26 protein-coding genes are annotated in these 24,838 nt (G+C 65.6%); 21 read left to right on the top strand and 5 right to left on the bottom strand.

What is annotated here, in order from left to right; all coding sequences use genetic code 11:
• The first annotated feature begins 80 nt into the window (after positions 1-80).
• The gene (locus tag F6B93_RS20890) at positions 81-1,205 is read left to right on the top strand and encodes a DUF475 domain-containing protein (RefSeq protein ID WP_211696786.1); all 1,125 of its coding nucleotides are present in this window, start codon (positions 81-83) and stop codon (positions 1,203-1,205) included.
• Here the strand turns inward: F6B93_RS20890 and F6B93_RS20885 are convergent.
• Complete coding sequence (locus F6B93_RS20885; protein ID WP_211696785.1) at positions 1,186-1,674, bottom strand: inorganic diphosphatase; 489 nt, start codon at positions 1,672-1,674, stop codon at positions 1,186-1,188. The two genes, F6B93_RS20890 and F6B93_RS20885, sit on opposite strands and share 20 nt — an antisense overlap.
• A 450-nt stretch (positions 1,675-2,124) precedes the next feature.
• On the opposite strand from F6B93_RS20885, the gene dacB reads away from it, so the two are divergent.
• The 4 genes from dacB (at position 2,125) to hpt (ending at position 6,209) form a co-directional block, all read left to right on the top strand.
• Positions 2,125-3,510, top strand: a complete 1,386-nt coding sequence (gene dacB, locus F6B93_RS20880; RefSeq protein WP_211696784.1) for a D-alanyl-D-alanine carboxypeptidase/D-alanyl-D-alanine endopeptidase — start codon at positions 2,125-2,127, stop codon at positions 3,508-3,510.
• Positions 3,507-4,568, top strand: a complete 1,062-nt coding sequence (locus F6B93_RS20875; protein ID WP_211696783.1) for a zinc-dependent metalloprotease — start codon at positions 3,507-3,509, stop codon at positions 4,566-4,568. The genes dacB and F6B93_RS20875 overlap by 4 nt, the downstream gene beginning before the upstream one ends.
• Entirely contained in the window at positions 4,547-5,536 is a 990-nt protein-coding gene (gene tilS / locus F6B93_RS20870) for a tRNA lysidine(34) synthetase TilS (RefSeq protein ID WP_211696782.1), read from the top strand. The genes F6B93_RS20875 and tilS overlap by 22 nt, the downstream gene beginning before the upstream one ends.
• Before the next feature lie 64 nt (positions 5,537-5,600).
• The gene (gene hpt, locus F6B93_RS20865; protein WP_211696781.1) at positions 5,601-6,209 is read left to right on the top strand and encodes a hypoxanthine phosphoribosyltransferase; all 609 of its coding nucleotides are present in this window, start codon (positions 5,601-5,603) and stop codon (positions 6,207-6,209) included.
• A 13-nt stretch (positions 6,210-6,222) separates the two neighbouring features.
• Here hpt and F6B93_RS20860 read toward each other — a convergent pair whose 3' ends face one another.
• Positions 6,223-6,921: an SIMPL domain-containing protein gene (locus tag F6B93_RS20860; RefSeq protein ID WP_246541171.1), complete on the bottom strand. Its 699-nt coding sequence runs from the start codon at positions 6,919-6,921 to the stop codon at positions 6,223-6,225.
• 768 nt (positions 6,922-7,689) lie between these two features.
• On the opposite strand from F6B93_RS20860, the gene F6B93_RS20855 reads away from it, so the two are divergent.
• From F6B93_RS20855 to F6B93_RS20830, 6 genes are all read left to right on the top strand, one after another.
• Complete coding sequence (locus F6B93_RS20855) at positions 7,690-7,989, top strand: PE family protein (RefSeq protein ID WP_211696779.1); 300 nt, start codon at positions 7,690-7,692, stop codon at positions 7,987-7,989.
• A gap of 10 nt (positions 7,990-7,999) precedes the next feature.
• Positions 8,000-9,250, top strand: a complete 1,251-nt coding sequence (locus F6B93_RS20850) for a PPE family protein (RefSeq protein ID WP_211696778.1) — start codon at positions 8,000-8,002, stop codon at positions 9,248-9,250.
• 124 nt (positions 9,251-9,374) lie between these two features.
• Positions 9,375-9,674 carry a PE family protein gene (locus F6B93_RS20845; RefSeq protein ID WP_211696777.1) on the top strand — a complete coding sequence of 100 codons (300 nt, stop codon included), beginning with the start codon at positions 9,375-9,377 and terminating at the stop codon, positions 9,672-9,674.
• A gap of 10 nt (positions 9,675-9,684) precedes the next feature.
• Entirely contained in the window at positions 9,685-10,932 is a 1,248-nt protein-coding gene (locus tag F6B93_RS20840; protein ID WP_211696776.1) for a PPE family protein, read from the top strand.
• A gap of 178 nt (positions 10,933-11,110) precedes the next feature.
• A complete protein-coding gene (locus F6B93_RS20835) occupies positions 11,111-11,407 on the top strand; it encodes a WXG100 family type VII secretion target (RefSeq protein ID WP_211696775.1) in 297 nt (98 codons plus the stop codon).
• 32 nt (positions 11,408-11,439) lie between these two features.
• Positions 11,440-11,724, top strand: a complete 285-nt coding sequence (locus F6B93_RS20830; protein ID WP_211696241.1) for a WXG100 family type VII secretion target — start codon at positions 11,440-11,442, stop codon at positions 11,722-11,724.
• Positions 11,725-11,732: 8 nt separating this feature from the next.
• On the opposite strand, the gene F6B93_RS20825 is transcribed toward F6B93_RS20830, so the two are convergent.
• The 3 genes from F6B93_RS20825 to F6B93_RS20815 are packed head-to-tail and all read right to left on the bottom strand — an operon-like array spanning position 11,733 to position 14,910.
• Positions 11,733-12,752 carry a zinc-binding dehydrogenase gene (locus F6B93_RS20825; RefSeq protein ID WP_211696774.1) on the bottom strand — a complete coding sequence of 340 codons (1,020 nt, stop codon included), beginning with the start codon at positions 12,750-12,752 and terminating at the stop codon, positions 11,733-11,735.
• Positions 12,752-13,939, bottom strand: coding sequence for an LLM class flavin-dependent oxidoreductase (locus F6B93_RS20820; RefSeq protein ID WP_211699644.1), 1,188 nt, complete (start codon positions 13,937-13,939; stop codon positions 12,752-12,754). The genes F6B93_RS20825 and F6B93_RS20820 overlap by 1 nt, the downstream gene beginning before the upstream one ends.
• The gene (locus F6B93_RS20815) at positions 13,939-14,910 is read right to left on the bottom strand and encodes an alpha/beta fold hydrolase (protein WP_211696773.1); all 972 of its coding nucleotides are present in this window, start codon (positions 14,908-14,910) and stop codon (positions 13,939-13,941) included. The genes F6B93_RS20820 and F6B93_RS20815 overlap by 1 nt, the downstream gene beginning before the upstream one ends.
• 591 nt (positions 14,911-15,501) lie before the next feature.
• Here F6B93_RS20815 and ftsH point away from each other — a divergent pair.
• The 10 genes from ftsH (at position 15,502) to panD (ending at position 24,837) form a co-directional block, all read left to right on the top strand.
• A complete protein-coding gene (ftsH, locus tag F6B93_RS20810; RefSeq protein ID WP_211696772.1) occupies positions 15,502-17,814 on the top strand; it encodes an ATP-dependent zinc metalloprotease FtsH in 2,313 nt (770 codons plus the stop codon).
• A 15-nt stretch (positions 17,815-17,829) separates the two neighbouring features.
• Positions 17,830-18,438, top strand: a complete 609-nt coding sequence (gene folE, locus F6B93_RS20805; protein WP_211696771.1) for a GTP cyclohydrolase I FolE — start codon at positions 17,830-17,832, stop codon at positions 18,436-18,438.
• Positions 18,435-19,262: a dihydropteroate synthase gene (gene folP / locus F6B93_RS20800; RefSeq protein ID WP_211696770.1), complete on the top strand. Its 828-nt coding sequence runs from the start codon at positions 18,435-18,437 to the stop codon at positions 19,260-19,262. Before folE ends, folP begins: the two co-directional genes overlap by 4 nt.
• Before the next feature lie 4 nt (positions 19,263-19,266).
• Positions 19,267-19,668 (top strand): dihydroneopterin aldolase, encoded by a 402-nt coding sequence (gene folB / locus F6B93_RS20795; protein ID WP_211696769.1) that lies wholly within the window; start codon positions 19,267-19,269, stop codon positions 19,666-19,668.
• On the top strand, positions 19,665-20,243 hold the full coding sequence (gene folK, locus F6B93_RS20790) for a 2-amino-4-hydroxy-6-hydroxymethyldihydropteridine diphosphokinase (RefSeq protein WP_211696768.1): 579 nt from the start codon (positions 19,665-19,667) through the stop codon (positions 20,241-20,243). Before folB ends, folK begins: the two co-directional genes overlap by 4 nt.
• Entirely contained in the window at positions 20,243-20,731 is a 489-nt protein-coding gene (locus F6B93_RS20785; RefSeq protein ID WP_211699643.1) for a DUF3180 domain-containing protein, read from the top strand. The genes folK and F6B93_RS20785 overlap by 1 nt, the downstream gene beginning before the upstream one ends.
• Before the next feature lie 205 nt (positions 20,732-20,936).
• Positions 20,937-22,415 (top strand): DUF6779 domain-containing protein, encoded by a 1,479-nt coding sequence (locus F6B93_RS20780; RefSeq protein WP_211696767.1) that lies wholly within the window; start codon positions 20,937-20,939, stop codon positions 22,413-22,415.
• A 108-nt stretch (positions 22,416-22,523) separates the two neighbouring features.
• Positions 22,524-23,435, top strand: coding sequence for a Rossmann-like and DUF2520 domain-containing protein (locus tag F6B93_RS20775; protein ID WP_211696766.1), 912 nt, complete (start codon positions 22,524-22,526; stop codon positions 23,433-23,435).
• Positions 23,432-24,406 (top strand): pantoate--beta-alanine ligase, encoded by a 975-nt coding sequence (gene panC, locus F6B93_RS20770; RefSeq protein WP_211696765.1) that lies wholly within the window; start codon positions 23,432-23,434, stop codon positions 24,404-24,406. The genes F6B93_RS20775 and panC overlap by 4 nt, the downstream gene beginning before the upstream one ends.
• Positions 24,406-24,837, top strand: coding sequence for an aspartate 1-decarboxylase (panD, locus tag F6B93_RS20765; RefSeq protein WP_211699642.1), 432 nt, complete (start codon positions 24,406-24,408; stop codon positions 24,835-24,837). The genes panC and panD overlap by 1 nt, the downstream gene beginning before the upstream one ends.
• Position 24,838: the final 1 nt, after the last annotated feature.

Genomic DNA, 24,838 nt, shown 5'->3' with positions numbered 1-24,838 from the left:
ACCGGCCGGCGGATCCGCGCGCCATGGCAGCGAGGCCGCTGTCAGGACGCCGATATTGTGAGTGGCTGTCGGAAGGATCCATGAAAACGCTTCGCGTCTTCGGCTTCTCGTTGGCGATAACCGTCGCGGCTCTTGCGTTCGGCTATTGGCACGGCGGGCTCACCGCCCTTTTCTTGCTGGGGGTACTCGCTGTCCTCGAGATCTCACTGTCGTTTGACAACGCCATCATCAACGCGGCGGTGCTGAAACGAATGAGTTCGTTCTGGCGGACGATGTTCCTGACGATCGGCATTCTCATCGCGGTCTTCGGGATGCGGCTGCTATTCCCGCTGCTGATCGTTTGGGTAACCGCTGGCCTCGACCCGGTTCGCGCGATGGTGTTGGCGCTGCATCCGCCGCCCAATGGCGCGATGGAGTTCCCGGACGGCTCGCCGAGCTACGAGAAGCTGATCATGGCGGCACATCCGCAGATCGCCGCATTCGGTGGGTTGTTCCTATTGATGCTGTTTCTGGAGTTCGTCTTCCGTGACCGAGAAATCAAGTGGCTCAAGTGGGTCGAGGCCCCGTTCGCGCGCATCGGGCGCCTGGGTCAGGTGCCGGTGGTGGTCGCCGTCGTCGTACTGGTCGTCGTGGGCACGCAGTTGACGCATTCGGTCGAGGAACGCGCAGCGGTCCTGACGGCCGGGTTGGTGGGTCTGGTGACGTTTCTGTTCGTCGATGGGTTGAGCAGGACATTCCGGCCCGCCGATATCGCGGGCGGGCAGCCAGGGTTCGTGCCGGCCAGCGGCAGGGCCGGACTGACGCTGTTCCTCTACCTGGAGGTGCTCGACGCCTCTTTCTCTTTCGACGGGGTCACCGGAGCCTTTGCGATCACGTCGGATCCGATCATCATCGCTTTGGGCCTGGGTGTGGTGGGCGCTGTGTTCGTCCGCTCTCTCACCATCTATCTGGTCCGCCAGGAAACTTTGGACCGCTACGTGTTCCTGGAACATGGGGCGCACTGGGCGATCGGTGCGCTGGCTCTGATCATGCTGCTATCCATCGATCCCCGACTCGAGGTTCCGGAGGTGGTGACCGCCTCGGTGGGGATGCTGGTCATCGGCGCGGCGCTGGGCTGGAGCATGCTGCGCAATCGGCGGGCCGCCAGGGCGGTTCCGGCCGGTGAAGAACCGACGCAGGATTCGATCAGTGCGCGCTCGTCTTGAACCGCTCGATCGAGCGATTCACCTCGGCCTCGGCTTCGGCGCGGCCGACCCAGTCGGCCGCCTTGACGAACTTTCCGGGCTCCAAGTCCTTGTAATGCACGAAGAAGTGCTTGATCGCGTCTAGTTCGAAGTCCGGAACATCCTCGATGTCCTGGATGTGATCCCATCGATGATCACCCGCGGGGACACACAGCACCTTGTCGTCGCCGCCGGCCTCGTCGACCATCCGGAACATTCCCACCGGCCGCACTTCCACCAGCACCCCCGGGAACAACGGCTGCGGCAACAGGACCAGCGCGTCCAGCGGATCGCCGTCCTCGCCGAGGGTGTCGTCGATGAAGCCATAGTCGGTCGGGTAAGCCATCGGGGTGTAGAGGTAGCGATCCAGTTTCACCCGCCCGGTTTCGTGATCGACCTCGTACTTGTTGCGCTGGCCCTTCGGAATTTCGATGGTCACGTCGAATTGCACGGCGTTAGCTCCTTGTTGCCTGGAGAGGTAGCGGGGTGGGTGGGTGTGTCGGGGCTACACCCTAGTCGGGCGACGGCCCGGGCCGGGACGGCCCGGGCAAGGAGCCCGACAATTCAACCTAGTCGGGCGACGGCCCGGGCCGGGACGGCCCGGGCAAGGAGCCCGACAATTGAACCTAGTCGGGCGACCCGAACCGTGTGACCGGGCCGGCTACGGCCCGGGTAAGGAGCCCGACAATTGAACCTAGTCGGGCGACCCGAACCGTGTGACCGGGCCGGCTACGGCCCGGGTAGGGAGCCCGACAATTGAACCTAGTCGGGCGACCCGAACCGTGTGACCGGGCCGGCTACGGCCCGGGTAAGGAGCCCGACAATTCAACCTAGTCGAGCGGTGCCGTGATGATCCCCCTTGGCTGGTTGGGCACAATGGGCAGGAAAGACAGGAGAGTCAATGGGTCCGACGCGCTGGCGGAGAACCACGCACTTGATCGTCGGGGTGGCGGTGCTGGCGTTTGTTGCCGCGGTGGTGGCAGCCGCCGCGTTCTTCACCACCGGTCGTCATGGAGCTGGCGCGCACGCACCCGTGCCGCCGCCGCGGCCACCGACGGTCAGCCCGGGAGTGACCCCGGTTGCTGACACGGCCCCGACACCTAGCGCCGCGGGTGTGGGAGCAGCGCTGGCCGCGCTGGCGGCCGATCCCAATCTGGGCATGCTGGGCGGGCGGATCAGCGATGCGAAGACCGGGCAAGAGCTCTGGCGGCACTTCGATGACGTGCCCATGGTCCCCGCGTCGACCAACAAGGTCCTGACCGCCGCCGCAGCGTTGCTGACACTCGACCGCCAGGCCAGGATCAGCACGCGTGTGGTTGCCGGCGGCCGCAACGATCGAATGCCTGTTGTGCTCGTCGGTGCTGGGGATCCCACGCTGTCCGCCGCGCCGGCTGGTCAGGAAACGTGGTACCGAGGTGCGGCACGCATCGCTGATCTCGTCGAACAAATCCAGCGCAGCGGCGTGACACCCACGGCGGTGCAGGTAGACATCTCGGCCTTCAGTGGCCCAACGATGGCGCGAGGCTGGGATCCGTACGACGTCGACAACGGTGACATCGCCCCGATCGAGGCCGCGATGATCGATGCGGGTCGTATCCAGCCGACGACGGTCAACTCAAGTCGGTCGCGCACCCCGGCGCTGGACGCTGGGCGCGAGCTGGCCAAGGCTCTCGGTTTAGATCCCCGGGCGGTGAAGATCGCTACCGCCCCGGCCGGCGCGCGGCAGCTCGCTGTGGTGCAGTCAGCGCCAATGATTCAGCGGCTGTCCCAGATGATGAATGCCTCCGACAATGTGTTGGCCGAATGCATTGGCCGGGAGGTGGCGGCGGCCATCAACCGGCCCCGGAGCTTCAGTGGCGCGGTCGACGCGGTGACCAGCCGGTTGAACACCGTGCACGTCGACACCACGGGTGCCGCACTCATGGACTCCAGCGGGTTGTCAGTGGACGACCGGTTGACGGCGCGAACCCTCGACGGTGCGTTGCAGGCCGCGGCGGGACCCGACCAACCTTCGCTGCGACCATTGCTGGATCTGCTTCCGATCGCCGGTGGCAGTGGCACCCTGGGCGACCGCTTCCTCGACCGGGCCAGCTACCTGGGACCGGCTGGATGGTTGCGGGCCAAAACCGGCTCGCTGACCGCGGTCAACGCGCTCGCCGGGGTGGTGACCGACAGCAGCGGACGGGTGCTGACCTTCGCGTTCATCTCCAACGACGCTGGGCCAAATGGTCGCAACGCGATGGATGCCCTGGCCACAAAGCTGTGGTTCTGTGGGTGTGAGTCGTGACCGGATCGTCCGGGCTGACTCTGGGAAATGCCGTCGATTGGCGATTCGCAGCCTCCGTGGGCGCGTGGTTGGCCCGCCCCGCCCCGCCCGTCACCGAGTACACCCGCCGCCACGTAGTCGACGAACTCATGACGGCCGCCGAGAAGGCCGAACCGCCGGTACGTGACGTCACTGGTCTGACCACTGACGGCGTCGTACCGCCAGCCCGTGTCGTCGACCGGCCCGCGTGGATCCAGGCCGCCGCTGAGTCGATGCGGGCGATGACGAACGGGAGCGAGACGCCGCGCGGGTTTTTGACCGGCCGGGTGACCGGCGCGCAAACTGGCGCGGTCCTGGCATTCGTCGCGTCGGGAATTCTCGGCCAGTACGACCCGTTCGGCGCCGCCGACGAAGGCTGTTTATTGCTGGTGTATCCGAACGTGATTGCCGTCGAGCGCCAACTGCGGGTCGAACCGTCTGATTTCCGGATGTGGGTGTGCCTGCATGAGGTCACTCACCGGGTCCAGTTCACCGCCAACCCCTGGTTGTCTGCCTATATGTCGGAAGCGCTCGGGCTTTTGACTCGCGAGCCCGCCGACGACCTCGGGCAGGTCGTCGGCCGGCTGGCTGAGTTCGTCCGCACCCGCAGGGATAATTCGGCCGCGACGGACGATTCCGACGTCCATCCGTCGGGGATTTTGGGCCTGATGCGCGCGCTGCAATCCGAGCCCCAACGCAAAGCCCTGGACCAGCTCTTAGTGCTTGGGACGTTGCTCGAGGGTCACGCTGAACATGTGATGGACGCGGTCGGGCCGATGGTGGTTCCCTCGGTGGCCACCATCCGTCGACGCTTTGACGAGCGCCGGCATCGCAAGCAGCCGCCGTTGCAACGGCTGCTGCGTGCTTTGCTGGGTTTCGACGCCAAACTCAGCCAGTACACCCGGGGCAAGGCATTCGTCGACCATGTAGTGGACCGTGTTGGCATGCAGCGGTTCAACACCATCTGGTCGGGTCCGCAGACCCTGCCGCTGCCTACCGAGATCGAACACCCGCAACGATGGATCGACAGAGTGCTGTAGCGCAGCTGCGAGCGGCTGCCGAGAGGTTCGCCAGGGCGTATCTCGACACCGGCGAGAGATGGTGTGTGGCACTCTCCGGTGGTCCGGATTCGCTGGCACTCACCGCCGTAGCGGCCCGGTTGCTACCCACCACCGCCCTGATCGTGGACCATGGTCTGCAGGCGGACTCGGCCGCGGTCGCCGAAACTGCCCGGGCGCAAGCAATCTCATTGGGATGTGTTGGCACACAGGTACTTCGCGTTGAGGTTGGCTGCCCATCGGCCGGCTCATCGGGTGCGCCAGGCGGCCTGGAGGCGGCGGCGCGCACCGTTCGCTACGCCGCGCTGGAGGCGAACCGGGACGGTCCGGTGTTGTTGGCCCACACGCTCGACGATCAAGCCGAGACGGTGTTGTTGGGGCTGGGCCGTGGTTCGGGGCCACGATCGATCGCGGGCATGCGCCCGTTCGATGACCCGTGGTGCCGGCCGCTGCTTAGTGTGCGCCGCGCTGTCACGCACGACGCCTGTCGGGAGTTAGGTTTGACGGCCTGGCAGGATCCGCACAACACCGACCGGCGGTTCACCAGAACTCGGTTGCGCCACGAGGTACTGCCGTTGTTGGAGAACGTGTTGGGCGGGGGCGTAGCGGAGGCGCTGGCGCGTACGGCGACGGCGTTGCACGAAGACAACGAGCTGCTCGACACGATCGCCGCGCAAGCGTTGCCCGGCGCGGTGACCGAGATCGGGTTGAGCGTGCCCGCGCTAATTGTGCTGCCGGGCGCGGTGCGGCGTCGGGTGATTCGTGGCTGGCTGCTCGACGGCGGCGCGACCGGGTTGACTGACAAGCACATCCGAGGTGTGGAGACTTTGGTGACCGCCTGGCATGGTCAGGGCGGAGTGGCGGTCGGATCCACATTGCGCCGCCAGCGGTTGGTCGCGGGCCGGCACAACGACACGCTGACGTTGCGACCGCAGCCGGTGACCCGATGATGCCTAGCTGCGCGCGCGAATCGGGGGGCTGGCGTTGGTTGTTCACTCGGTGGCGTGGCACGCTGTGGACGTGACCCAGAGCTCCTCGGCCATTACCCCGGCACCGGCAGCGGAGCTGTACCCGGGGGATATCAAGTCGGTCCTGCTCACGTCGGAGCAGATTCAAGCGCGCATCGTCGAGCTCGGCGCGCAAATCGGTAACGATTACCGGATGCTGTCGGCCGACACCGGCCAAGATCTGCTGTTGATCACGGTCTTAAAGGGCGCGGTCCTCTTCGTTACGGACTTGGCCCGGGCGATTCCGCTGCCGACCCAGTTCGAGTTCATGGCGGTGAGCTCCTACGGATCCTCGACATCCTCGTCCGGTGTGGTGCGCATCCTCAAAGATCTCGATCGCGACATCCACGGTCGCGACGTCTTGATCGTGGAGGACGTGGTCGACTCGGGCCTGACGCTTTCGTGGCTGTCGCGGAATCTGACGAGCCGGAATCCGCGTTCTTTGCGCGTGTGCGCGCTGCTGCGCAAGCCCGACGCGGTACGCGCCAATGCTGAAATTGCCTACGTGGGGTTCGACATCCCCAACGACTTCGTCGTGGGCTATGGCCTGGACTACGACGAGCGCTACCGCGACCTGTCGTACATCGGGACTCTTGACCCCAAGATCTACGAGTGAGCGCCAGGCGGCGTTAGTTCAACTCCCACACCACGTTCACAGAGAAAGCCACCGCTTGCTGACCGGGTTCTAGCGGGACTTCGGTCATTGCCCGGGGCGCCGGAGCGCCCTCGGCGGGCGCGGCGCCGGTCGCCTCCGAGATGGAAAGCACGTCGCCCAGTCTCAGACCAGACAGCTGAGCGTATTGCTCAGCGCGGCTCTTGGCGTCCTCGAAAGCGCGTGCCCTCGCCTCTGTGACCAGTTTCGAGTCGTCAGCGATCGAGTAGCTAACGGAGCTGATCCGCGCAGCGTCGCCTCCGGTGCTAACGATGAGCTCCAGCAGCCGCGATGCTGCATCGGGCGGGTGAATCTTGATCTCCAGGGCGTTGTCGGCGCGGTAGCTGGTGATGGTGGCGGTTCCGGATGGCTCGGAATCGCCGTACTGCGGCTGCAGGCTCACCCGGGTAGTGCGGATGTCCTTGCGGTCCATTCCAGCGCCGACCAGTGCATCGATCACCGCGCGCTGGCGGTCGTTGGCCTGATTCATCGCGGTGGTGGCGTCTGGCGCGATGAATTCGATGCCGACGTCGGCGGTCAGGGTGTCGGGGACGCCCTGAACCTGTCCTGACCCACGCACGGTGACGTGACGCGGCTTGGCCGCCGGCGGTTCGGAGCTGTGCGAATCGCACCCCGACAACGCCGTCATGGCCAATCCTGCGGCCATCGTTGCCATGATTCGGCGCCCATACGCGCGGGTTCTTGCTCTGGTCGGCATGAGTTTCAACCCTAACGGGCGCCGATGGTGGGGACGTCGGCTGCGCCGGTGCGGCGAAGGCGCACGCCGTGGGGAGGCCGGGTGTGGCCATCAAAGGCCATTGATGGCCATTGACGGCCATTGACGGCGTCCATCCGATCGGGTGCAACCTCTGGTTCACCGGAGTTTGCTAAGTCGTTCGCTCCTCGATAGCTCCCGTTACCTTCCCCTACGCAGACTGGAGCGCGGCGGCGCCTTGGCGTCCTTTGCCGCGACGGTGAACCGAGCGGCCTGAGAGAGAAACAGTTGGTTGCCCTTGAGCGATCAGTGCGAGGCGGCGGTGCCGCCGGCGGTTCTCGGTGGGCATTGCCCTGGGCCAGGCGCCCCGATAGCTAGCCGACGAGCGCCGTGCTCGTCTTGCGCCGCAACGCGCCCTGTTGCCCGCAGTGCCACCGCCGCACCGGCCGTTTTGCCATCTCAGATCACGCTGAATCGGTAGAGAAGATCCACGAAAGGGGGCTTATACCGCCAATCGAGCTCATAGTCCAGTGTATTTGGCAAGGACATTTGATTTCCAAAAAAATAACAATGAGTACAACTGTCGACTCTCCTGTGAACAGTTGTAAGGGTTCCTGTGTGTTTCCTTGATAGGGGCCTAGTGTGACTGCGAGCTTGTGGGTGGCCGACGCGCTACCCACAGCCGGGTGTTGCTAGGTGCTATCGAGGTGCTATCAGGGAGGTAAGCAAATGTCGATCGTGTTCGCCCAGCCGGAGATGCTGGATGCGACCGCTGGGGAACTGCACTCCATCACCGCGGGGGTGCGTGCTGGGAATTCGGCTGCGGCAGGCCCGACAACCGGGGTGCTTCCTGCTGCCGCTGACTTGGTGTCGTTGCTGACTGCCACACAGTTCGCCCAGCATGGAGAGCTCTATCAGGCCGTTGGTGCACAAGCTGCAGCGGTCCAGGAGCAGTTGGCCACGGTGTTGGGTGTCAGCGCTGGTTCGTATGCGGCCACCGAGGCTGCCAACGCGGCCACGATCGCGTAGGGGGCCAGTCGTGTTGGATTTCGCGATGTTGCCCCCGGAGGTCAACTCCGGGTTGATGTATTCGGGCGCGGGCTCGGGTCCGATGCTGGCAGCGGCGTCGGCCTGGGAGGGGCTGGCCGCTGAACTGCGCACCTCGGCGTCGTTGTACGGGGTGCTGGTCGAGGGCTTGACCGACGCGTCCTGGTTGGGTCCGTCGGCGGCGGCGATGGTTGCCGCGGCGATGCCGCAGGTGGCGTGGCTGGGCAATACTGCCGGGCAGGCTGAGCAGGCCGCAGCGCAGGCGATCGCTGCCGCGGGTGCCTATGAGGCGGCGTTCGCGGCGACGGTGCCGCCGCCGGAGATCGCGGCTAATCGGGCGTTGTTGACCGGGCTGCTATCGACGAACTTCCTTGGGCAGAACACCGCGGCGATCGCGGCCACCGAGGCGGAATATGGCGAAATGTGGGCTCAGGATGCCGCCGCGATGTATGGATATGCGGGTGAGTCTGCGGCGGCGGCGCAGTTGTCACCGTTTAACCCCGCAGCGCCGACGGTTGACCTGGCCGCGTTGGGTAATCAGGCCGCGTCGGTGGCCCAGGCGGTCAACACGTCCGCGACCGCACAGGCCATCACCGACATCCCCAAGGCGCTGTCGGGGTTGGCTGGCTTCACCAATGAGCCGCCGTGGCTTACTGATCTCGCCGGTGCGCTCGGTCTGAGCGGGCACACCTGGAACGCGACCGGGGACGGGTTTATCGTCAACGGCCTGCTTGGCGATGTGGTACACGGCCTGACCGGCTCACCCGAACTCGACGGCAGCTCGATGGCGGACACCTTCGCTAGATGGGTTTCCCCTGCGCGGCTCATGGTTACCCAGATGAAGGACTATTTCGGGCTCGCCCACGACCTGCCCAAGTGGGCCGGGGAGGGTGCCAAGGCCGCCGCAGAAGCCGCCGTGGCGGCTCCGGCCGCGATTCCGGCTGCGGCTCTTTCGAGTACGGGGCTGGGCGGGGTTGCCGGTGCTGTGGGTAACGCGGCGTCTGTCGGCGGGTTGTCGGTTCCGGTGTCGTGGGCCGGTACGGCCCCGGCGGCGGCGACTCCGGCGGTGTTGGCGTCGGCCACCAATGGTATGGGGGCCGCTGCGGCTGTTGGTGAATCGTCACACGCGTTTGGCGGGGTGCCCATGATGGGTAGTGGCGCCGGGCGTGGGTTCAACAACTTCGCGGCGCCTCGGTACGGCTTCAAGTTCAGCGTGCTCACGCAGCCGCCGGCCGGGGGATAAGAGACAGATTCGGTCATCACACATTGTCCGCTTGACGTGGATGGGAGCTCGTTGGGTGGCCAATCGGGCCACTGAAAGCCTTTGTTGCTCAGTGCTATCGAGGTCTTGACAGGGAGGAAAGCAAATGTCGATCGTATTCGCCCAGCCGGAGATGCTGGATGCGACCGCTGGGGAACTGCACTCCATCACCGCGGGGGTGCGTGCTGGAAATTCGGCTGCGGCAGGCCCGACAACCGGGCTGCTTCCTGCTGCCGCTGATTTGGTGTCGTTGTTGACGGCCACACAGTTCGCCCAGCATGGGGAGCTGTATCAGGCCGTTGGTGCACAAGCTGCAGCGGTCCAGGAGCAGTTGGCCACGGTGTTGGGTGTCAGCGCTGGTTCGTATGCGGCCACCGAGGCTGCCAACGCGGCCACGATCGCGTAGGGGGCCAGTCGTGTTGGATTTCGCGATGTTGCCCCCGGAGGTCAACTCCGGGTTGATGTATTCGGGGCCGGGCTCGGGTCCGATGCTGGCTGCGGCGTCGGCCTGGGACGGGCTGGCCGCTGAACTGCGCACCTCGGCGTCGTCGTTCGGGGCGCTGGTGGAGGGCTTGACCGACATATCGTGGTTGGGTCCGTCGGCGGCGGCGATGGCGGCTGCGGCGACGCCGCAGGTGGCGTGGCTGGGCAATGCTGCCGGGCAGGCTGAGCAGGCCGCCGAGCAGGCGATGGTGGCCGCGGGTGCCTATGAGGCGGCGTTCGCGGCGACGGTGCCGCCGCCGGAGATCGCGGCTAATCGAGCGTTGTTGATGGCGCTGCTGGCGACGAATTTCCTTGGGCAGAACACCGCGGCGATCGCGGCCACCGAGGCGGAATATGCCGAAATGTGGGCTCAGGATGCCGCCGCGATGTATGGGTATGCCGGCGCGTCTGCGGCCGCGGCGCAGTTGTCACCGTTCAACCCGGCAGCGCCAACGGTTAACCTGTCCGCGTTGGGTAATCAGGCCGCGTCAGTGGCCCAGGCGGTCAACACGTCCGCGACTGCGCAGGCCATCACCGACATCCCCAAGGCGCTGTCGGGGTTGGCCGGGTTCACCAATGAGCCGCCGTGGCTTACTGATCTCGCCGGTGCGCTCGGTCTGAGCGGACACACCTGGAACGCCAACGGTGACGGGATCATTGTCAACGGCCTGCTTGGCGATGTGGTGCACGGTCTGACCGGCTCACCCGAACTCGACGGCAGCTCGATGGCCGACGCGTTCAGGCAATGGGTTGGTCCGGCGCGGCTCATGGTTACCCAGATGAAAGACTATTTCGGGCTCGCCCACAATCTGCCCAAGTGGGCCGGGGAGGGTGCCAAGGCCGCCGCAGAAGCCGCCGTGGCGGCTCCGGCCGCGATTCCGGCTGCTCTTTCGAGTACGGGGCTGGGCGGGGTTGCCGGTGCCGTGGGTAACGCGGCGTCGGTCGGCGGGTTGTCGGTTCCGGCGTCGTGGGCGGGTACGGCCCCGGCGGCGGCGACTCCGGCGGTGTTGACGTCGGCCACCAACGGCCTGGGGGCCGCTGCGGCTGTTGGTGAATCGTCGCACGCGTTTGGTGGGTTGCCGATCATGGGCAGTGGCGCCTCGCGTGGGTTCAACAACTTCGCGGCGCCTCGGTACGGCTTCAAGTTCAGCGTGCTCACGCAGCCGCCGGCCGGGGGATAACGCGCCCGGATGTCCATCAGACAGGCGGGATAGGACGACGTATGTGTTCGCCGACGCCGGATGTGCGCGGCGATCCATGTGAGGGCTGGGCCGCATGACCGAAAGGGGAGATGCTCTCGACCTAGCAGTGAATAACCCTCAGATACAACGACTTTAACGATTCTAGGGAGAGATTTCGGTGACAACGCGTTTTATGACCGACCCGCATGCGATGCGGGACATGGCGGGCCGCTTTGAGGTGCACGCCCAGACAGTGGAGGACGAGGCCCGCCGGATGTGGGCATCCGCGCAGAACATCTCGGGTGCGGGATGGCGCGGTCTGGCCGAGGCGACGTCGATGGACACCATGACGCAGATGAACACGGCCTTCCGCAACATCGTGAACATGCTTCACGGGGTGCGCGACGGTCTGGTGCGCGACGCGAATCACTACGAGCAGCAAGAGCAGTCGTCGCAACAAGTCCTTAGCAGCTAGCCCACCAGCGTCGAGTCAGGAGGACAACACCAATGACCATCAATTACCAGTTCGGCGATGTCGACGCCCATGGCGCGTTGATTCGCGCGCAGGCCGCATCGTTGGAGGCCGAGCACCAGGCCATCGTTCGCGATGTGCTGGCTGCTGGTGACTTTTGGGGCGGCGCCGGTTCGGTGGCGTGCCAGGAGTTCATCGCCCAGTTGGGTCGTAACTTCGCGGTGATCTACCAGCAGGCCAACGCCCACGGGCAGAAGGTGCAAGCCGCCGGCAACAACATGGCGAGCACCGACAGCGCCGTCGGCTCCAGCTGGGCTTAGTCCGGCGCCTATGGCGTAACGAGAATCTTGCAATGCCGGTCGGGGTCGGTGAGGTCGTCAAAGGCCGCGCCGACCCCGTCCAGGTCAACCTCCCCGGTGATCACCGGAGTCACGTCGATGTCACCCTCGGCGATCGCGTGGAGCGAGGCCGCGAACTCGTCGGGGGTGTAAGCCAGCACGAACTGCACATTGATTTCTTTGGCGATCGCGAAGAACGGGTGCACGGTGTCGGCTTGCATACACACCCCGGCAACGATCAACCGGGTACCGGGCCGCGCCCGCAGCAAGACGTCGTCAATGATCCCGGGTACCCCGACCGCCTCGAATACTACGGCCTGTTTGGTGGTATCGAATGGCGAGCCTTGCTGTGGATCCAGCGTCTCGTGGGCTCCCATGATTCTGGCAAGTTCGCGCCGTGCTGGCGAAAAATCAACTGCGACAATAGTTTCAATGCCACGCGCCCGAAGGGCTGCCACGATGGCAATGCCGATAGGTCCGCAGCCAAGAACCAGCGCAGCTTCCCCAGCGGCTATGTTCGATTTGTTCACGGCATGTAGCCCGACCGCCATCGGCTCCGTGAGCGCCGCATGTTTGACGTCGAGGCCGTTGGGGATCGGCAGCAGCAGCGGCGCAGAAAGTAACATCCGCTCGGCGTAGCCGCCGACGGTGCGGTTGCTGGACAGAATCGGCTCGGCGCCTTTGGCGGACAGCAACACCGGAATCGACGTCACTGGCGTTCCTGGGCCATAGGTGTCGGTATCGGGTCCCGCCTCGACGACTTCGGCGGCGAACTCGTGACCCATAAACACGTCGCGGTTCAGATCAACTGCTAGGCCGCCGAACGCGCCGTCACCTGCCATTCGATCGGTCAGCGCCAGCATCTCGGCGCCGTGAGACGCGAAATGCAGATCAGATCCGCAGATTCCGCACGCTCGCACAGCGACCAGCACCTGCCCCGGTCCGGGTACGGGTTCGGGAACGTCGTCGCGGTAGGCCATGTGGCCGTCGCGCAGCACCGCGGCGCGCATCAGCTGCTCTCTGCGTCGTGCTCGGCCACATGCTCGGTAATGGCCTTCACCACGGCCTCACCGGCCCGGCCGATCAACTGATCACGTTTACGGCTAGCCCATTCGTGAGAAGAACGCGCTGCGTCCAGCTGTCCCTTGAAGTGGGGAATCACTTTGCGGGCGAACAGATCATAGGAGTGGAATGTCGCTTTCGGCGACGCCCAGTCGTGGCCGAGTAGCAACAGCGTCCCGAACCCGCCGGAGCGCTCCAGCAGGTCTTCGATGTGAGCGATCGCATCGTCAGGTGTACCGATGCAGCAGTTTCCCTTGGCTGCATACTCTTCGACGAACTCGCGAGGTGACCGTTCGCCTTCGATGTTCTCGGACAGCGGGACGAACCCTGCGGCACCGAAGTAGTTGGCGAAATCCCGCAACCCGTAGATGCAATCGTCAACAGCCGCATCGCGGGTGTCCGACAAGTGCATGATGCTCAGCACGCGCCAGTCGGTGCGGTCCGGCTCTGTGCGGCCCGCTTTGTCGGCCTGTTCACGCACGACTTCCCAAGTGTTCTCCAAGGCCGCGTACCCGCCGGGCACTGACATTGACAGTGACAGCAGCGAGGTGCCCATAGAACCGGCCAGCCGCGGACCGGATGGCGAAATCATTGCCGCGGTGGCGATTTCCGGATACGGCCAGGTGTAGGGCCGGATATGCAACTGCGCGTCGCGCAGGGTGAACCAGTCGGAGTGGCGATCGATCCGCTCGTCTGGCGCGGCGCGGAAAAGCGCCAGAATCGCTTCCAGGGACTCCTGCATCATCCGTCGTTGCTCGACCGGGTCGATACCCATCATGTAGGCGTCCGACGGCAGCGCCCCGGGTCCGGTGCCGAACATCACCCGACCGCGCGTCAGATGGTCGAGTAGCACCCAACGGTCGGCCACCATCAGCGGATGGTGATAGGGCAGGGAAACCACGCCAGTCCCCAGCCGGATGTGTTTGGTGCGTTCCGCCGCCGCCGCGATAAAAACCTCCGGGCAGGCGATCAGTTCGTAGCCGCCGGAGTGGTGCTCGCCGAACCAGGCTTCGTCGAAGCCCAGCCGATCGAGCGCAACGACGCGATCCATATCGTATTCCAAAGCCACCGTTGGGGATTGGCCGACGGGGTGAAACGGTGTGATGAACATACCGAAACGCAGGGGTGCAGCTATCACCACTGCACTCCGTTGAGGAACTCGAGAAGTGTTGCGTTCACTTCCTCAGGCCGCTCCTGTTGCAGCCAGTGCCCAGCGCCCTCGATCATCACCTGACTGTACGGACCGCTGACCACCTGCGAAGCGCGGTCGGTGCGCGTGAACGACAGCACCGGGTCGGCGGTGCCCGCAACGAACAGCGACGGCACCGAGATGGTGGCATCGGCGACTTCGGCGGTTGTTTCCCAATTGCGGTCGAAGTTGCGATACCAATTCAGGCCGCCGGTAAAGCCGGTACGGGTGAATTCGCTGATGTAGTGGTCGAGTTCCTCTTGGCTGATCCACGCCGGCAGAGCTTCCGGTTCGGGCAGCCGATCAATGAAGCCCTCCGGGCCCGGGGCGAGCATCCGCATCGCGGCATCCTGGTCGGGTGTCTGCAAACCGCCGATCATCCGGCGCATCGTGCGCGCGGGATCTCCGCCTAGCTCGGCGTCGGCGACACCCGGCTGCTGAAAATAGAGCATGTAGAAGAAATTCTCACCGAACGTTGCCCGTAGCGCCCGTGTCGGTGGCATCTTGGCGCGAGGCAGAGGCGGGACACTCAGCGCCGCGACCGCGGCGACCCGATCGGGGTGCAGCAGTGGCGCATTCCATACGACGATGGCCCCCCAGTCGTGCCCAACCCAGGCGGCCCGCTCGGCACCGACGTCATCGAGCAGACCCACCAGGTCGGCGGTCAACTCGTGAATGTCGTAGGCCTCGATCTGGTCGGGACGAGATGAGCCGCCATAGCCGCGTTGATCGGGAGCCAGCACGTGGTAGCCCGCGTCGGCGAGGACCCGAATCTGGTGGCGCCACGAGTACGCCAGTTCGGGAAAGCCGTGAGCCAGAATCAGCACAGGTGCGCCGCGCTCGCCCGCCTCCATCACTCGTAGCTGCACGCCGTTGGTGTGAACTAGTCGTTCAGTCCCATAAAGATGTGAAGGCATCGTCTCACCAAATCACAACGGCATCGGGCTGAGAAGGGTTCGTTGCTGTTTACAACCGGGCTGCTCGGTTTCTCGAGTGTGACGCCAGTGTCACCGTCGGTGTCCGCCGTTGCGATAGCGTCACGCTCGGTGTCCAGGGCGGATTTTTCCCGCTGGGATCACAACGGGAACTCCGGTCGTTGTTTGGGCAGACGGTGGCGACCCGCTGCGCTCCGGCCCGAATTGCCCGGGCCGGAGCTGGCGATCGCCACGGGATGAGATGGTGGCGACCCGCTGCGCTCCGGCCCGAATTGCCCGGGCCGGAGCTGGCGATCGCCACGGGATGAGATGGTGGCGACCCGCTGCGCTCCGGCCCGAATTGCCCGGGCCGGAGCTGGCGATCGCCACGGGATGAGATGGTGGCGACCCGCTGCGCTCCGGCCCGAATTGCCCGGGCCGGAGCTGGCGATCGCCACGGGATGAGATGGTGGCGACCCGCTGCGCTCCGGCCCGAATTGCCCGGGCCGGAGCTGGCGATCGCCACGGGCGGTAACCTGGACTTTTCTACATGCGTGTATCGGGAAGGACGTGGCCGGGCGCGGCCGATGATCGATGAACCGAAGAAACGTGATTCGCCTCGTCACGGCGATAGCCGTAGTTGTGGTGCTGGGCTGGTCGTTTTTCCATTTCAGCGACGACACCCGCGGTTTCAAGCCCGTGGACACCTCGGTGGCGATGGCGCAGATCAACAGCGACAACGTCAAGAGCGCCCAGATCGACGATCGCGAGCAACAACTGCGGCTGACCCTCAAGAAGGGCAATAACGACACCGGGGATTCCGACAAGATCATCACCAAGTACCCAACCGGGTACGCCGTCGATTTGTTCAACGCCTTGACCGCTAAAAACGCGGCGGTCAGCACCGTCGTCAATCAAGGCAGCGTCCTGGGGGAGTTGCTGGTCTACCTGCTGCCCCTGCTGTTGCTCGTGGGTCTGTTTGTCATGTTCTCGCGTATGCAGGGCGGTGCCCGGATGGGCTTCGGCTTCGGCAAGTCCCGGGCCAAGCAGCTGTCCAAGGACATGCCCAAGACCACCTTCGCCGACGTGGCGGGCGTCGACGAGGCGGTCGAGGAGCTCTACGAGATCAAGGACTTTCTGCAGAACCCGTCGCGATATCAAGCGTTGGGCGCCAAGATCCCCAAAGGCGTGTTGCTCTACGGCCCCCCGGGAACGGGCAAGACACTCCTGGCCCGCGCCGTCGCAGGTGAGGCGGGAGTTCCTTTCTTCACGATCTCCGGATCCGACTTCGTTGAGATGTTCGTCGGGGTCGGTGCCTCGCGCGTGCGTGACCTGTTCGAGCAGGCCAAGCAGAACAGCCCGTGCATCATCTTCGTCGACGAGATCGACGCTGTCGGCCGCCAGCGCGGTGCCGGGCTGGGCGGTGGTCACGACGAACGAGAGCAGACCCTCAATCAGCTGCTGGTCGAGATGGACGGTTTCGGCGATCGCGCTGGCGTCATCCTCATCGCTGCCACCAACAGGCCCGACATCCTGGATCCGGCGTTGTTGCGGCCCGGCCGCTTCGATCGACAGATCCCGGTGTCCAACCCTGACCTGGCGGGTCGCCGCGCGGTGCTGCGGGTCCATTCCAAGGGCAAGCCGATAGGCCCCGACGCCGACCTCGACGGCCTGGCCAAGCGGACGGTCGGCATGACCGGCGCCGACCTGGCCAACGTCATCAACGAGGCCGCCCTACTCACCGCCCGGGAGAACGGCACCGTGATCACCGGTCTCGCGTTGGAGGAGGCGGTGGACCGGGTAATTGGCGGTCCACGGCGCAAGGGCCGGGTCATTAGCGAGCACGAGAAGAAGATCACCGCCTATCACGAGGGCGGGCACACGCTGGCGGCTTGGGCCATGCCCGATATCGAGCCCATCTACAAGGTGACGATCCTGGCTCGTGGACGTACCGGCGGGCATGCGGTCGCAGTGCCTGAAGAAGACAAGGGACTAAAGACTCGCTCGGAGATGATTGCCCAGCTGGTATTCGCGATGGGAGGACGGGCCGCCGAAGAGCTGGTGTTTCGCGAGCCCACAACGGGCGCGGTGTCCGACATCGAGCAGGCAACCAAGATTGCGCGCGCGATGGTCACCGAATTTGGGATGAGTTCCAAGCTCGGCGCGGTTAAGTACGGTTCCGAACACGGTGACCCGTTCCTCGGCCGCACCATGGGAACGCAGGCGGATTACTCTCACGAGGTCGCTCGCGAAATCGACGAAGAGGTCCGCAAGCTCATCGAGGCGGCACACACCGAAGCGTGGGAAATCCTCACCGAATACCGCGACGTGCTCGACACGTTGGCCGGCGAGCTGTTGGAAAAAGAAACTCTGCACCGGCCTGAGTTGGAGGGGATCTTCGGCGACGTCGAAAAGCGGCCTCGGCTCACCATGTTCGACGATTTCGGGGGCCGTATCCCGTCGGACAAGCCGCCGATCAAGACCCCCGGGGAGCTGGCGATCGAGCGCGGGGAGCCCTGGCCGCAGCCGGTTCCCGAGCCGGCGTTCAAGGCCGCTATCGCCCGCGCGACGGAGGCCGCCGAGGCCGCGCAAGCGGAAACCGACCGCACCGGGCACGGCGCCAACGGTTCGTATGGTGGATCGGGCGTGGATGGGTCCGCTGAACGTCAGCACGGTGCCACGCGGCCCGATTACGGTGCTCCGGCAGGCTGGCACGCGCCCGGCTGGCCGCCGCAATCATCGAATCGGCCGCCGAATGGGCCGGAACCGGCCCCAGGCTATCCGGTACAACCGGGCCAGGCCTCCCCGTCCTACACGGCGCCCGATCGACTCACACGGGACGCTGACGAGTGCTCCGAACAACAGGACAGGGATGTGAGTCGATCCAATCCGCCGGCCCATAGCTGACGAACGGAGGATTCGATGACGCGGATGGATTCGGGCACTGCACCCGCGCCTGCGCGGGTTTTCGACCAGCAACGCGCCGAGTCCGCCGTCCGTGAGCTGCTGTATGCGCTCGGCGAAAACCCGGATAGGGATGGTCTGCGTGAGACACCGGCCCGCGTGGCACGCGCATACCGCGAGATGTTCGCAGGTCTCTACCGGGACCCCGACTCGGTTCTCAACACGATGTTCGACGAAGAACACGATGAGCTGGTCGTCGTCAAGGAAATCCCGTTGTACTCCACCTGCGAGCACCACTTGGTGTCGTTTCATGGTGTCGCTCACGTCGGCTACATCCCCGGCGATGACGGTCGGGTGACCGGGTTGTCGAAGATCGCACGGCTGGTCGACCTGTATGCCAAGCGGCCCCAGGTTCAGGAGCGGCTCACCAGCCAGATCGCGGACGCCTTGGTGACCAAGCTGGATCCGCGCGGGGTCATCGTCGTGGTCGAGGCCGAGCACCTGTGCATGGCGATGCGTGGGGTTCGCAAACCTGGAGCTACCACCACGACCTCCGCGGTCCGTGGTCAGTTCAAGACCAATGCCGCGTCTCGAGCTGAAGCGCTCGACCTGATGCTTCATAAGTGAGTCAAGCTCCTGTGCGGGTAATGGGGGTTCTGAACGTCACCGAAGATTCGTTCTCCGATGGCGGGCGCTATCTGGATGCCGACGATGCTGTTCGGCACGGACTGGCATTAGCGGCCGAGGGCGCCGGAATCATCGACGTCGGGGGTGAGTCGACGCGCCCCGGGGCCACTCCGGTTGACCCTCGGGTCGAGATCGCGCGGGTCGTACCCGTGGTCAAAGAACTGGTCGCGCAGGGTATCGCCGTCAGCATAGACACCATGCACGCTGCTGTCGCGGTGGCGGCGGTGGAATGTGGCGCCACAGTCGTCAACGACGTGTCGGGTGGACGGGCCGATCCGGCGATGGCCGCCGTGGTGGCCGAAGCCGGGGTGAGTTGGGTATTGATGCACTGGCGGTCGGCCTCCTCGGACGACCCCCATCGGGTTCCGGACTACGACGACATCGTGGCCGAAGTGCGCGCCGACCTGCTTGCCTGCGCCGACGACGCGGTTGCCGCCGGTGTGGACCCTGCCAAACTGGTGATCGATCCTGGGCTTGGATTCGCCAAATCGGCGAACCACAATTGGCAGCTGCTGCATGCCCTGCCGGACCTGGTCGCCACCGGGATCCCAGTATTGCTGGGTGCCTCCCGTAAACGCTTTGTCGGAGCACTCCTGGCGGGACCTGATGGCGTCTCGCGACCGCCTGACGGCCGCGAGACGGCTACAGCAGTGATCTCCGCCCTGGCTGCTCTGCAGGGCGTCTGGGGCGTGCGTGTGCATGATGTGCGGGCATCGGTCGATGCCCTCAAGGTTGTCGAAGCGTGGTGTCGAGGTAAGGACTGACGCGATGGCTGACCGAATCGAGTTGCGTGGGCTAACCGTGCATGGCCGGCACGGGGTCTACGAAGGCGAGAGAGTCGCTGGGCAGGAGTTTGTCGTCGATGTGACGCTGTGGATTGACCTGGCCGATGCGGCCAAGAGCGACGATCTGGCCGACACCTATGACTACGCCCAGCTGGCCTCGCGGGCAGCCGAGATCGTCTCAGGCCCCGCGCGGAATCTGATCGAGACCGTCGGCGCCGAGATCGCCGACGATGTCATGGACGATCAGCGGGTGCATGCCGTGGAGGTAGTGGTGCACAAACCGCAGGCTCCGATTCCCCAGACGTTCACCGACGTCGCCGTGGTGGTCCGCCGGTCGCGGCGAGGCGGTCGCGGTTCAATAGTTCCCGCAGGCGGCGCCGTATGACCCAGGTGGTTCTGTCCATCGGCTCCAACGTGGGTGACCGGCTAGCGCGGCTGCAGTCCGTCGTTGACGGTCTGCGGGATGTCCTGGTGGCGGTATCTCCGATCTATGAGACGGCCCCATGGGGGGGAGTGGAGCAGGGACCGTTTCTCAACGCGGTGCTCATCGCCGACGACCCGGCCCGTGACGGGCGAGCCTGGCTACGGCGGGCTCAAGCGTTCGAGCGTGCGGCGGGGCGCGTGCGCGGCGCGCGCTGGGGCCCGCGCAGTCTCGACGTCGACCTGATTACATGCAAACGAGGTCCCAGGCTCGGCGAGCCCGCGGCTGGTCCCGTTGAGATGATCGTGCGCGAACCCAACTTGACGCTGCCCCACCCCCTAGCTCATCTCAGAGCGTTCGTGATGATCCCGTGGCTGGCCGTGGACCCCGCTGCTGAGCTGACGGTCGGCGGGTGCCCGCAATCCGTCGCACAGCTGTTGGCCGAGGTCGATCCGTCCGATCGGGAAAGCGTGCGGGCATCCGAGCTGCGGTTGCGCCTGAATGGAAGACCGACGTCCAACCCCAGACCCGAGGAATGATGGGACCGACTCGGAAGCGTGACCTGGCCGCCGGGGTGGTCGGGGCTGCGATTGCGGGTTATCTGCTGGTGGTTGCGCTATACCGGTGGTTTCCGCCGATCACGGCCTGGACCGGCTTGTCGCTGCTCGGGGTCGCGATCGCCGAGGCACTGTGGGGGCGTCATGTGCGTGCCAAGATCAACGATGGCGAGATCGGAGATGGGCCTGGTTGGCTGCACCCGCTCGCGGTAGCCCGCAGTCTGATGATTGCCAAGGCGTCGGCCTGGGTGGGTTCTGTGGTATTGGGTTGGTGGATCGGCGTGCTGGTGTACTTCCTGCCACGGAGGTCCTGGCTGCGGGTGGCCGCGGAGGACACCCCGGGCACCGTGGTGGCGGCCGTCTGCGCGTTGGCTCTGGTGGTGGCCGCGCTGTGGTTGCAACATTGCTGTAAGTCTCCCCAGGATCCCACCGAGCACGGCGAGGCCGCAGAAAGCTGGGACGCCGGGTGACGATGCGACCGCTCCCTGGGGAAGACGTAGCCGGGCAGCTCTTGCATTTCGGCGACGTTGCTGGCCGCAACGTTGCGCCAGAAACATGCTGTATAAGACCCGGGTAGGGGGCTTCCGAGCGCGTTGCTTACGCGCATACGACTTGGCGGAGAATCGCCGGACCGGCGCGACACGCGGATCGACTTCGCCCAGGTACAGTCAGGCCATGACCGTCCTGTCCCGCGGCGCCCGGGTCCGGCGCGGCGGCCGGAGACCGGGTTGGGTTCTCTTGACGACGTTGCTGGTTCTCGCGATTGGAGCCAGTTCCGGACTGGTTTTCACCAATCGGGTGGAGCTTCTCAAGCTTGCCGTGGTTTTGGCGCTCTGGGCCGCGGTCGCCGGTGCATTCGTGTCGATGGTCTACCGCCGGCAGGCCGACGCTGACCGATCCCGCGTGCATGATCTCAAGCTGGTCTACGACCTTCAGCTGGACCGCGAAATCTCGGCGCGGCGCGAGTACGAGCTGAGCGTGGAATCGCAGCTGCGCCGCGAGCTGGCTTCCGAATTGCGTGGCCAGGCCGCCGACGAGGTCGCGGCATTGCGGGCAGAACTGACCGCGCTGCGGACCAGCCTGGAGATCCTGTTCGATACCGACCTGACGCATCGTCCCGCGCTGGGAACCCTGGAGAACGAGGCGGCGACCGCGCGCGCGTTGACTGATCGCGCACGCAACGGCGAGAGCCCACCAGCCGATTGGGTGTCTAGCGATCGAGTTGCGTCGGTGCGCCGGGAACCCGCTGGCGCTGTCCCCGACCACTCTGACGACGTCGCCATTATCGATGTTCCGGAAGTGGGGCCAGATGTAGGGCCGGAAGTAGCGCCGGAAGTGGCGCCGTTCCCTCAAGCCGAGCCGGTGGGGCCGTTGGGGATGGTATCCCGCGAGGAGCAGATAGGGGCACCACCGTCCCACGTCGCGCCGCCCGTCAGCAGCGAGGAACCGCTCGCCCCGCCCAACCAGCCCGCACACGTGAGGGAGCGCCTTGTCGAGCCGGGCCGGCCGCAACCTGAGGCCCCGCCGCCCCCGGAACCTGATTCGCTGGCCGCGCCTCGCCACCAGCGGCCGCCGCCCCGGCCAGAAGGATCGCCATGGCAGCCGGTCTCTGCAGAAGGGCAATGGCTGCCACCGGGAACCCCAGGCAGCCATTGGGCGTCGGCTGACGCCGCGCCGGCTGCGCCGCCATCGGGTCGGCGTCGGCGCGCGCGGCATTCCAGCCCCGAGGACCAGGGTGCGGCCTCGCTCGCTTATGTGCAGGTCGCGCAGCACTCCGACGAGCCGGGTCGCCGGTCGCGGTCCCGCCACTCGGTGGAGGCACGCGACTATGGACCCAGCAGTGACCGTGTCCCAGGCGATACCCAGAGGCCAGGCGTTGTCGAGGGCGCCCGCTTCGACGAGTCACCGCTACCACCGGGCGTCCCACCGCCGGCTGGCGCGCCGGAATCGTTGCCGCCTCGACTGGCCCCAGCGCCGCCTCCCGGGCCCGCACCCAGGCACCGCACTCTCGAACCGGCCCCCGATGACGGGGACAGCTCGAGTGGCTCGCATGGGCAAGAGCCGCAAACCGGTGGTCAGTCGGTTGCCGACCTGATGGCGCGGCTACAGGCCGAGCCATCCGGGGGTGGTCGGCGCCGTCGGCGTGAAGACTGAACTGGGTCTCGTCGCATCTATCGACTACAGTCTTAGTGACCGTCCGGTACCCGAGGGCAGCTCATCCAGGGACTGGAACGAACGAACAAACATGTGAGGTCGTCTGCGATGGTGCAGTTCGACGGTTTGCGCCCGGCCAGGCTCAAGGTGGGAATCATCTCCGCTGGCCGGGTAGGCACCGCGTTAGGGGTTGCGCTGGAGCGCGCCGACCACGTTGTCGTGGCGTGCAGCGCGATCTCCCATGCGTCGCTGCAGCGCGCGCAGCGCCGGTTGCCCGATACCCAGGTGCTCCCACCGCACGAGGTGGCCGCGGGGGCGGAGCTGCTGTTGTTGGCGGTCACCGACAGCGAACTGGCGAGCTTGGTGTCCGGGCTGGCGGCCACCTCGGCAGTGCGTCCCGAAACGATCGTGGCGCACACCTCCGGCGCTAATGGGATCGGCATCCTCGCGCCGCTGGCGCGGCAGGGCTGCACGCCGCTGGCAATCCACCCGGCGATGACATTTACCGGTTCTGACGAGGACATCAGCCGTCTGCCGGACACCTGCTTCGGGATCACCGCCGCTGATGAAGTGGGGTATGCGATCGCGCAGTCGCTGGTGCTGGAGATGGGCGGAGAGCCGTTCCGCGTACGGGAGGACGCCCGCATCCTCTACCACGCTGCGTTAGCTCATGCGAGCAACCACGTCGTGACGGTTCTGGCCGACGCTCTCGAGGCGTTGCGGTCAGCTTTGCACGGGGAACCTTTGCTCGGCCAGCAGGCCGTGGATAGCCAGCCAGGCGGGATTGCCGAACGCATCGTGGGGCCGTTGGCGCGGGCGGCGCTCGAGAACACCCTGCAGCGTGGCCAGGGTGCGCTGACCGGCCCGGTTGCCCGTGGTGACGCTGCTGCGGTCGCTGGTCATTTGGCCGCTCTGGGGGACGCTGACCCGCAACTGGCCCAGGCATATCGAGTGAACGCGCTGCGGACCGCGCAGCGCGCACACGCCCCCGAGGATGTCGTCGAGGTGCTGGCCAGATGAACGCGACGACGGCGTACCGGCCGCCCGAATTTCGGCGCGGCGAACTTAACGTGTACTTAGCGCCAAAGGATGTCGCCGACGTCAGCCGGGCGCTGCGCCATACCGGTCGGCGAGTGATGTTGGTGCCCACCATGGGCGCGCTACACGACGGTCATCTTGGGCTGGTACGCGCGGCCAGACGGGTGCCCGGCTCGGTTGTGGTGTTATCGATCTTCGTCAACCCCCTGCAATTCGGCGCCGGGGAAGATCTCGACGCCTATCCTCGCAACCTCGACGACGACCTGGCCCAGGCTCGCGACGAAGGTGTCGAGATGGTGTTCGCGCCCACGGCCGCGGCGATGTATCCCAATGGTTTGCGCACCACCGTGCAACCCGGTGCGCTGGCAGCCGAACTTGAGGGCGGCCCACGGCCAACCCATTTCGCGGGCGTGCTGACCGTCGTGCTGAAGCTGTTGCAGATCGTGCGTCCAGACCAGGTGTTCTTCGGTGAGAAGGATTACCAGCAGTTGGTGCTGATACGGCAGCTGGTCGCTGACCTGAACGTCGATGTCGAAGTCATCGGAGTGCCGACCGTTCGCGAAGCCGACGGGCTGGCGATGTCCTCGCGCAACCGCTACCTTGACTCGGCCCAACGGGATGCAGCGGCGGCGCTTTCGGCCGCGCTGGCGGCCGCGGCGCATGCGGCGCCGACGGGTGTGATGGCCGCGCTGGGTGCTGCGCGGACAGTTCTCGACGCTGCGCCAGCGCTGGAGGTCGATTATCTCGAGATCCGCGACCCGGAGCTGGGTCCGGCGCCAGCCAGTGGACCCGCCCGGCTGCTGGTTGCCGCCCGGCTCGGCGCCACCCGGCTGCTAGACAACGTTGCTTTGCAGGTAGGAACTATCGCCGCCACCGACGGGTTCATGAGCGGGCACGTCGGGGTGGACGGATATCACTCGACGGAATACGTCGAATCACCTTGGAGGAAATGATGTTACGGACGATGTTGAAGTCAAAAATCCACCGTGCCACCGTCACGCAGGCAGATCTGCACTATGTCGGCTCGGTGACCATCGATGCAGACCTGATGGAGGCCGCCGATCTCCTTGAAGGCGAACAGGTAACCATCGTCGACATCGATAATGGTGCGCGGTTGGTCACCTATGCGATCGCCGGTGACCCTGGCAGCGGCGTGATTGGAATCAATGGCGCTGCCGCGCATCTTGTACATCCGGGGGATCTGGTGATTCTTATCGCCTACGGCACCATGGAGGACGCCGAAGCACGCGCCTACCAGCCTCGGATCGTTTTCGTCGACGGCCAGAACAGACAGGTAGATCTGGGCAGTGATCCTGCCTTTGTGCCCGCTATCGATATACCTGAGGTGGGCGAACTACTTGACCCGCGGATCGGTGTGGGGTAGC

It is taken from the genome of Mycobacterium spongiae, from assembly GCF_018278905.1.
Lineage (GTDB): Bacteria > Actinomycetota > Actinomycetes > Mycobacteriales > Mycobacteriaceae > Mycobacterium > Mycobacterium spongiae.
The sequence above is the reverse complement of the archived record's forward strand: the minus strand, read 5'-3'. Positions and strand labels throughout refer to the sequence as shown.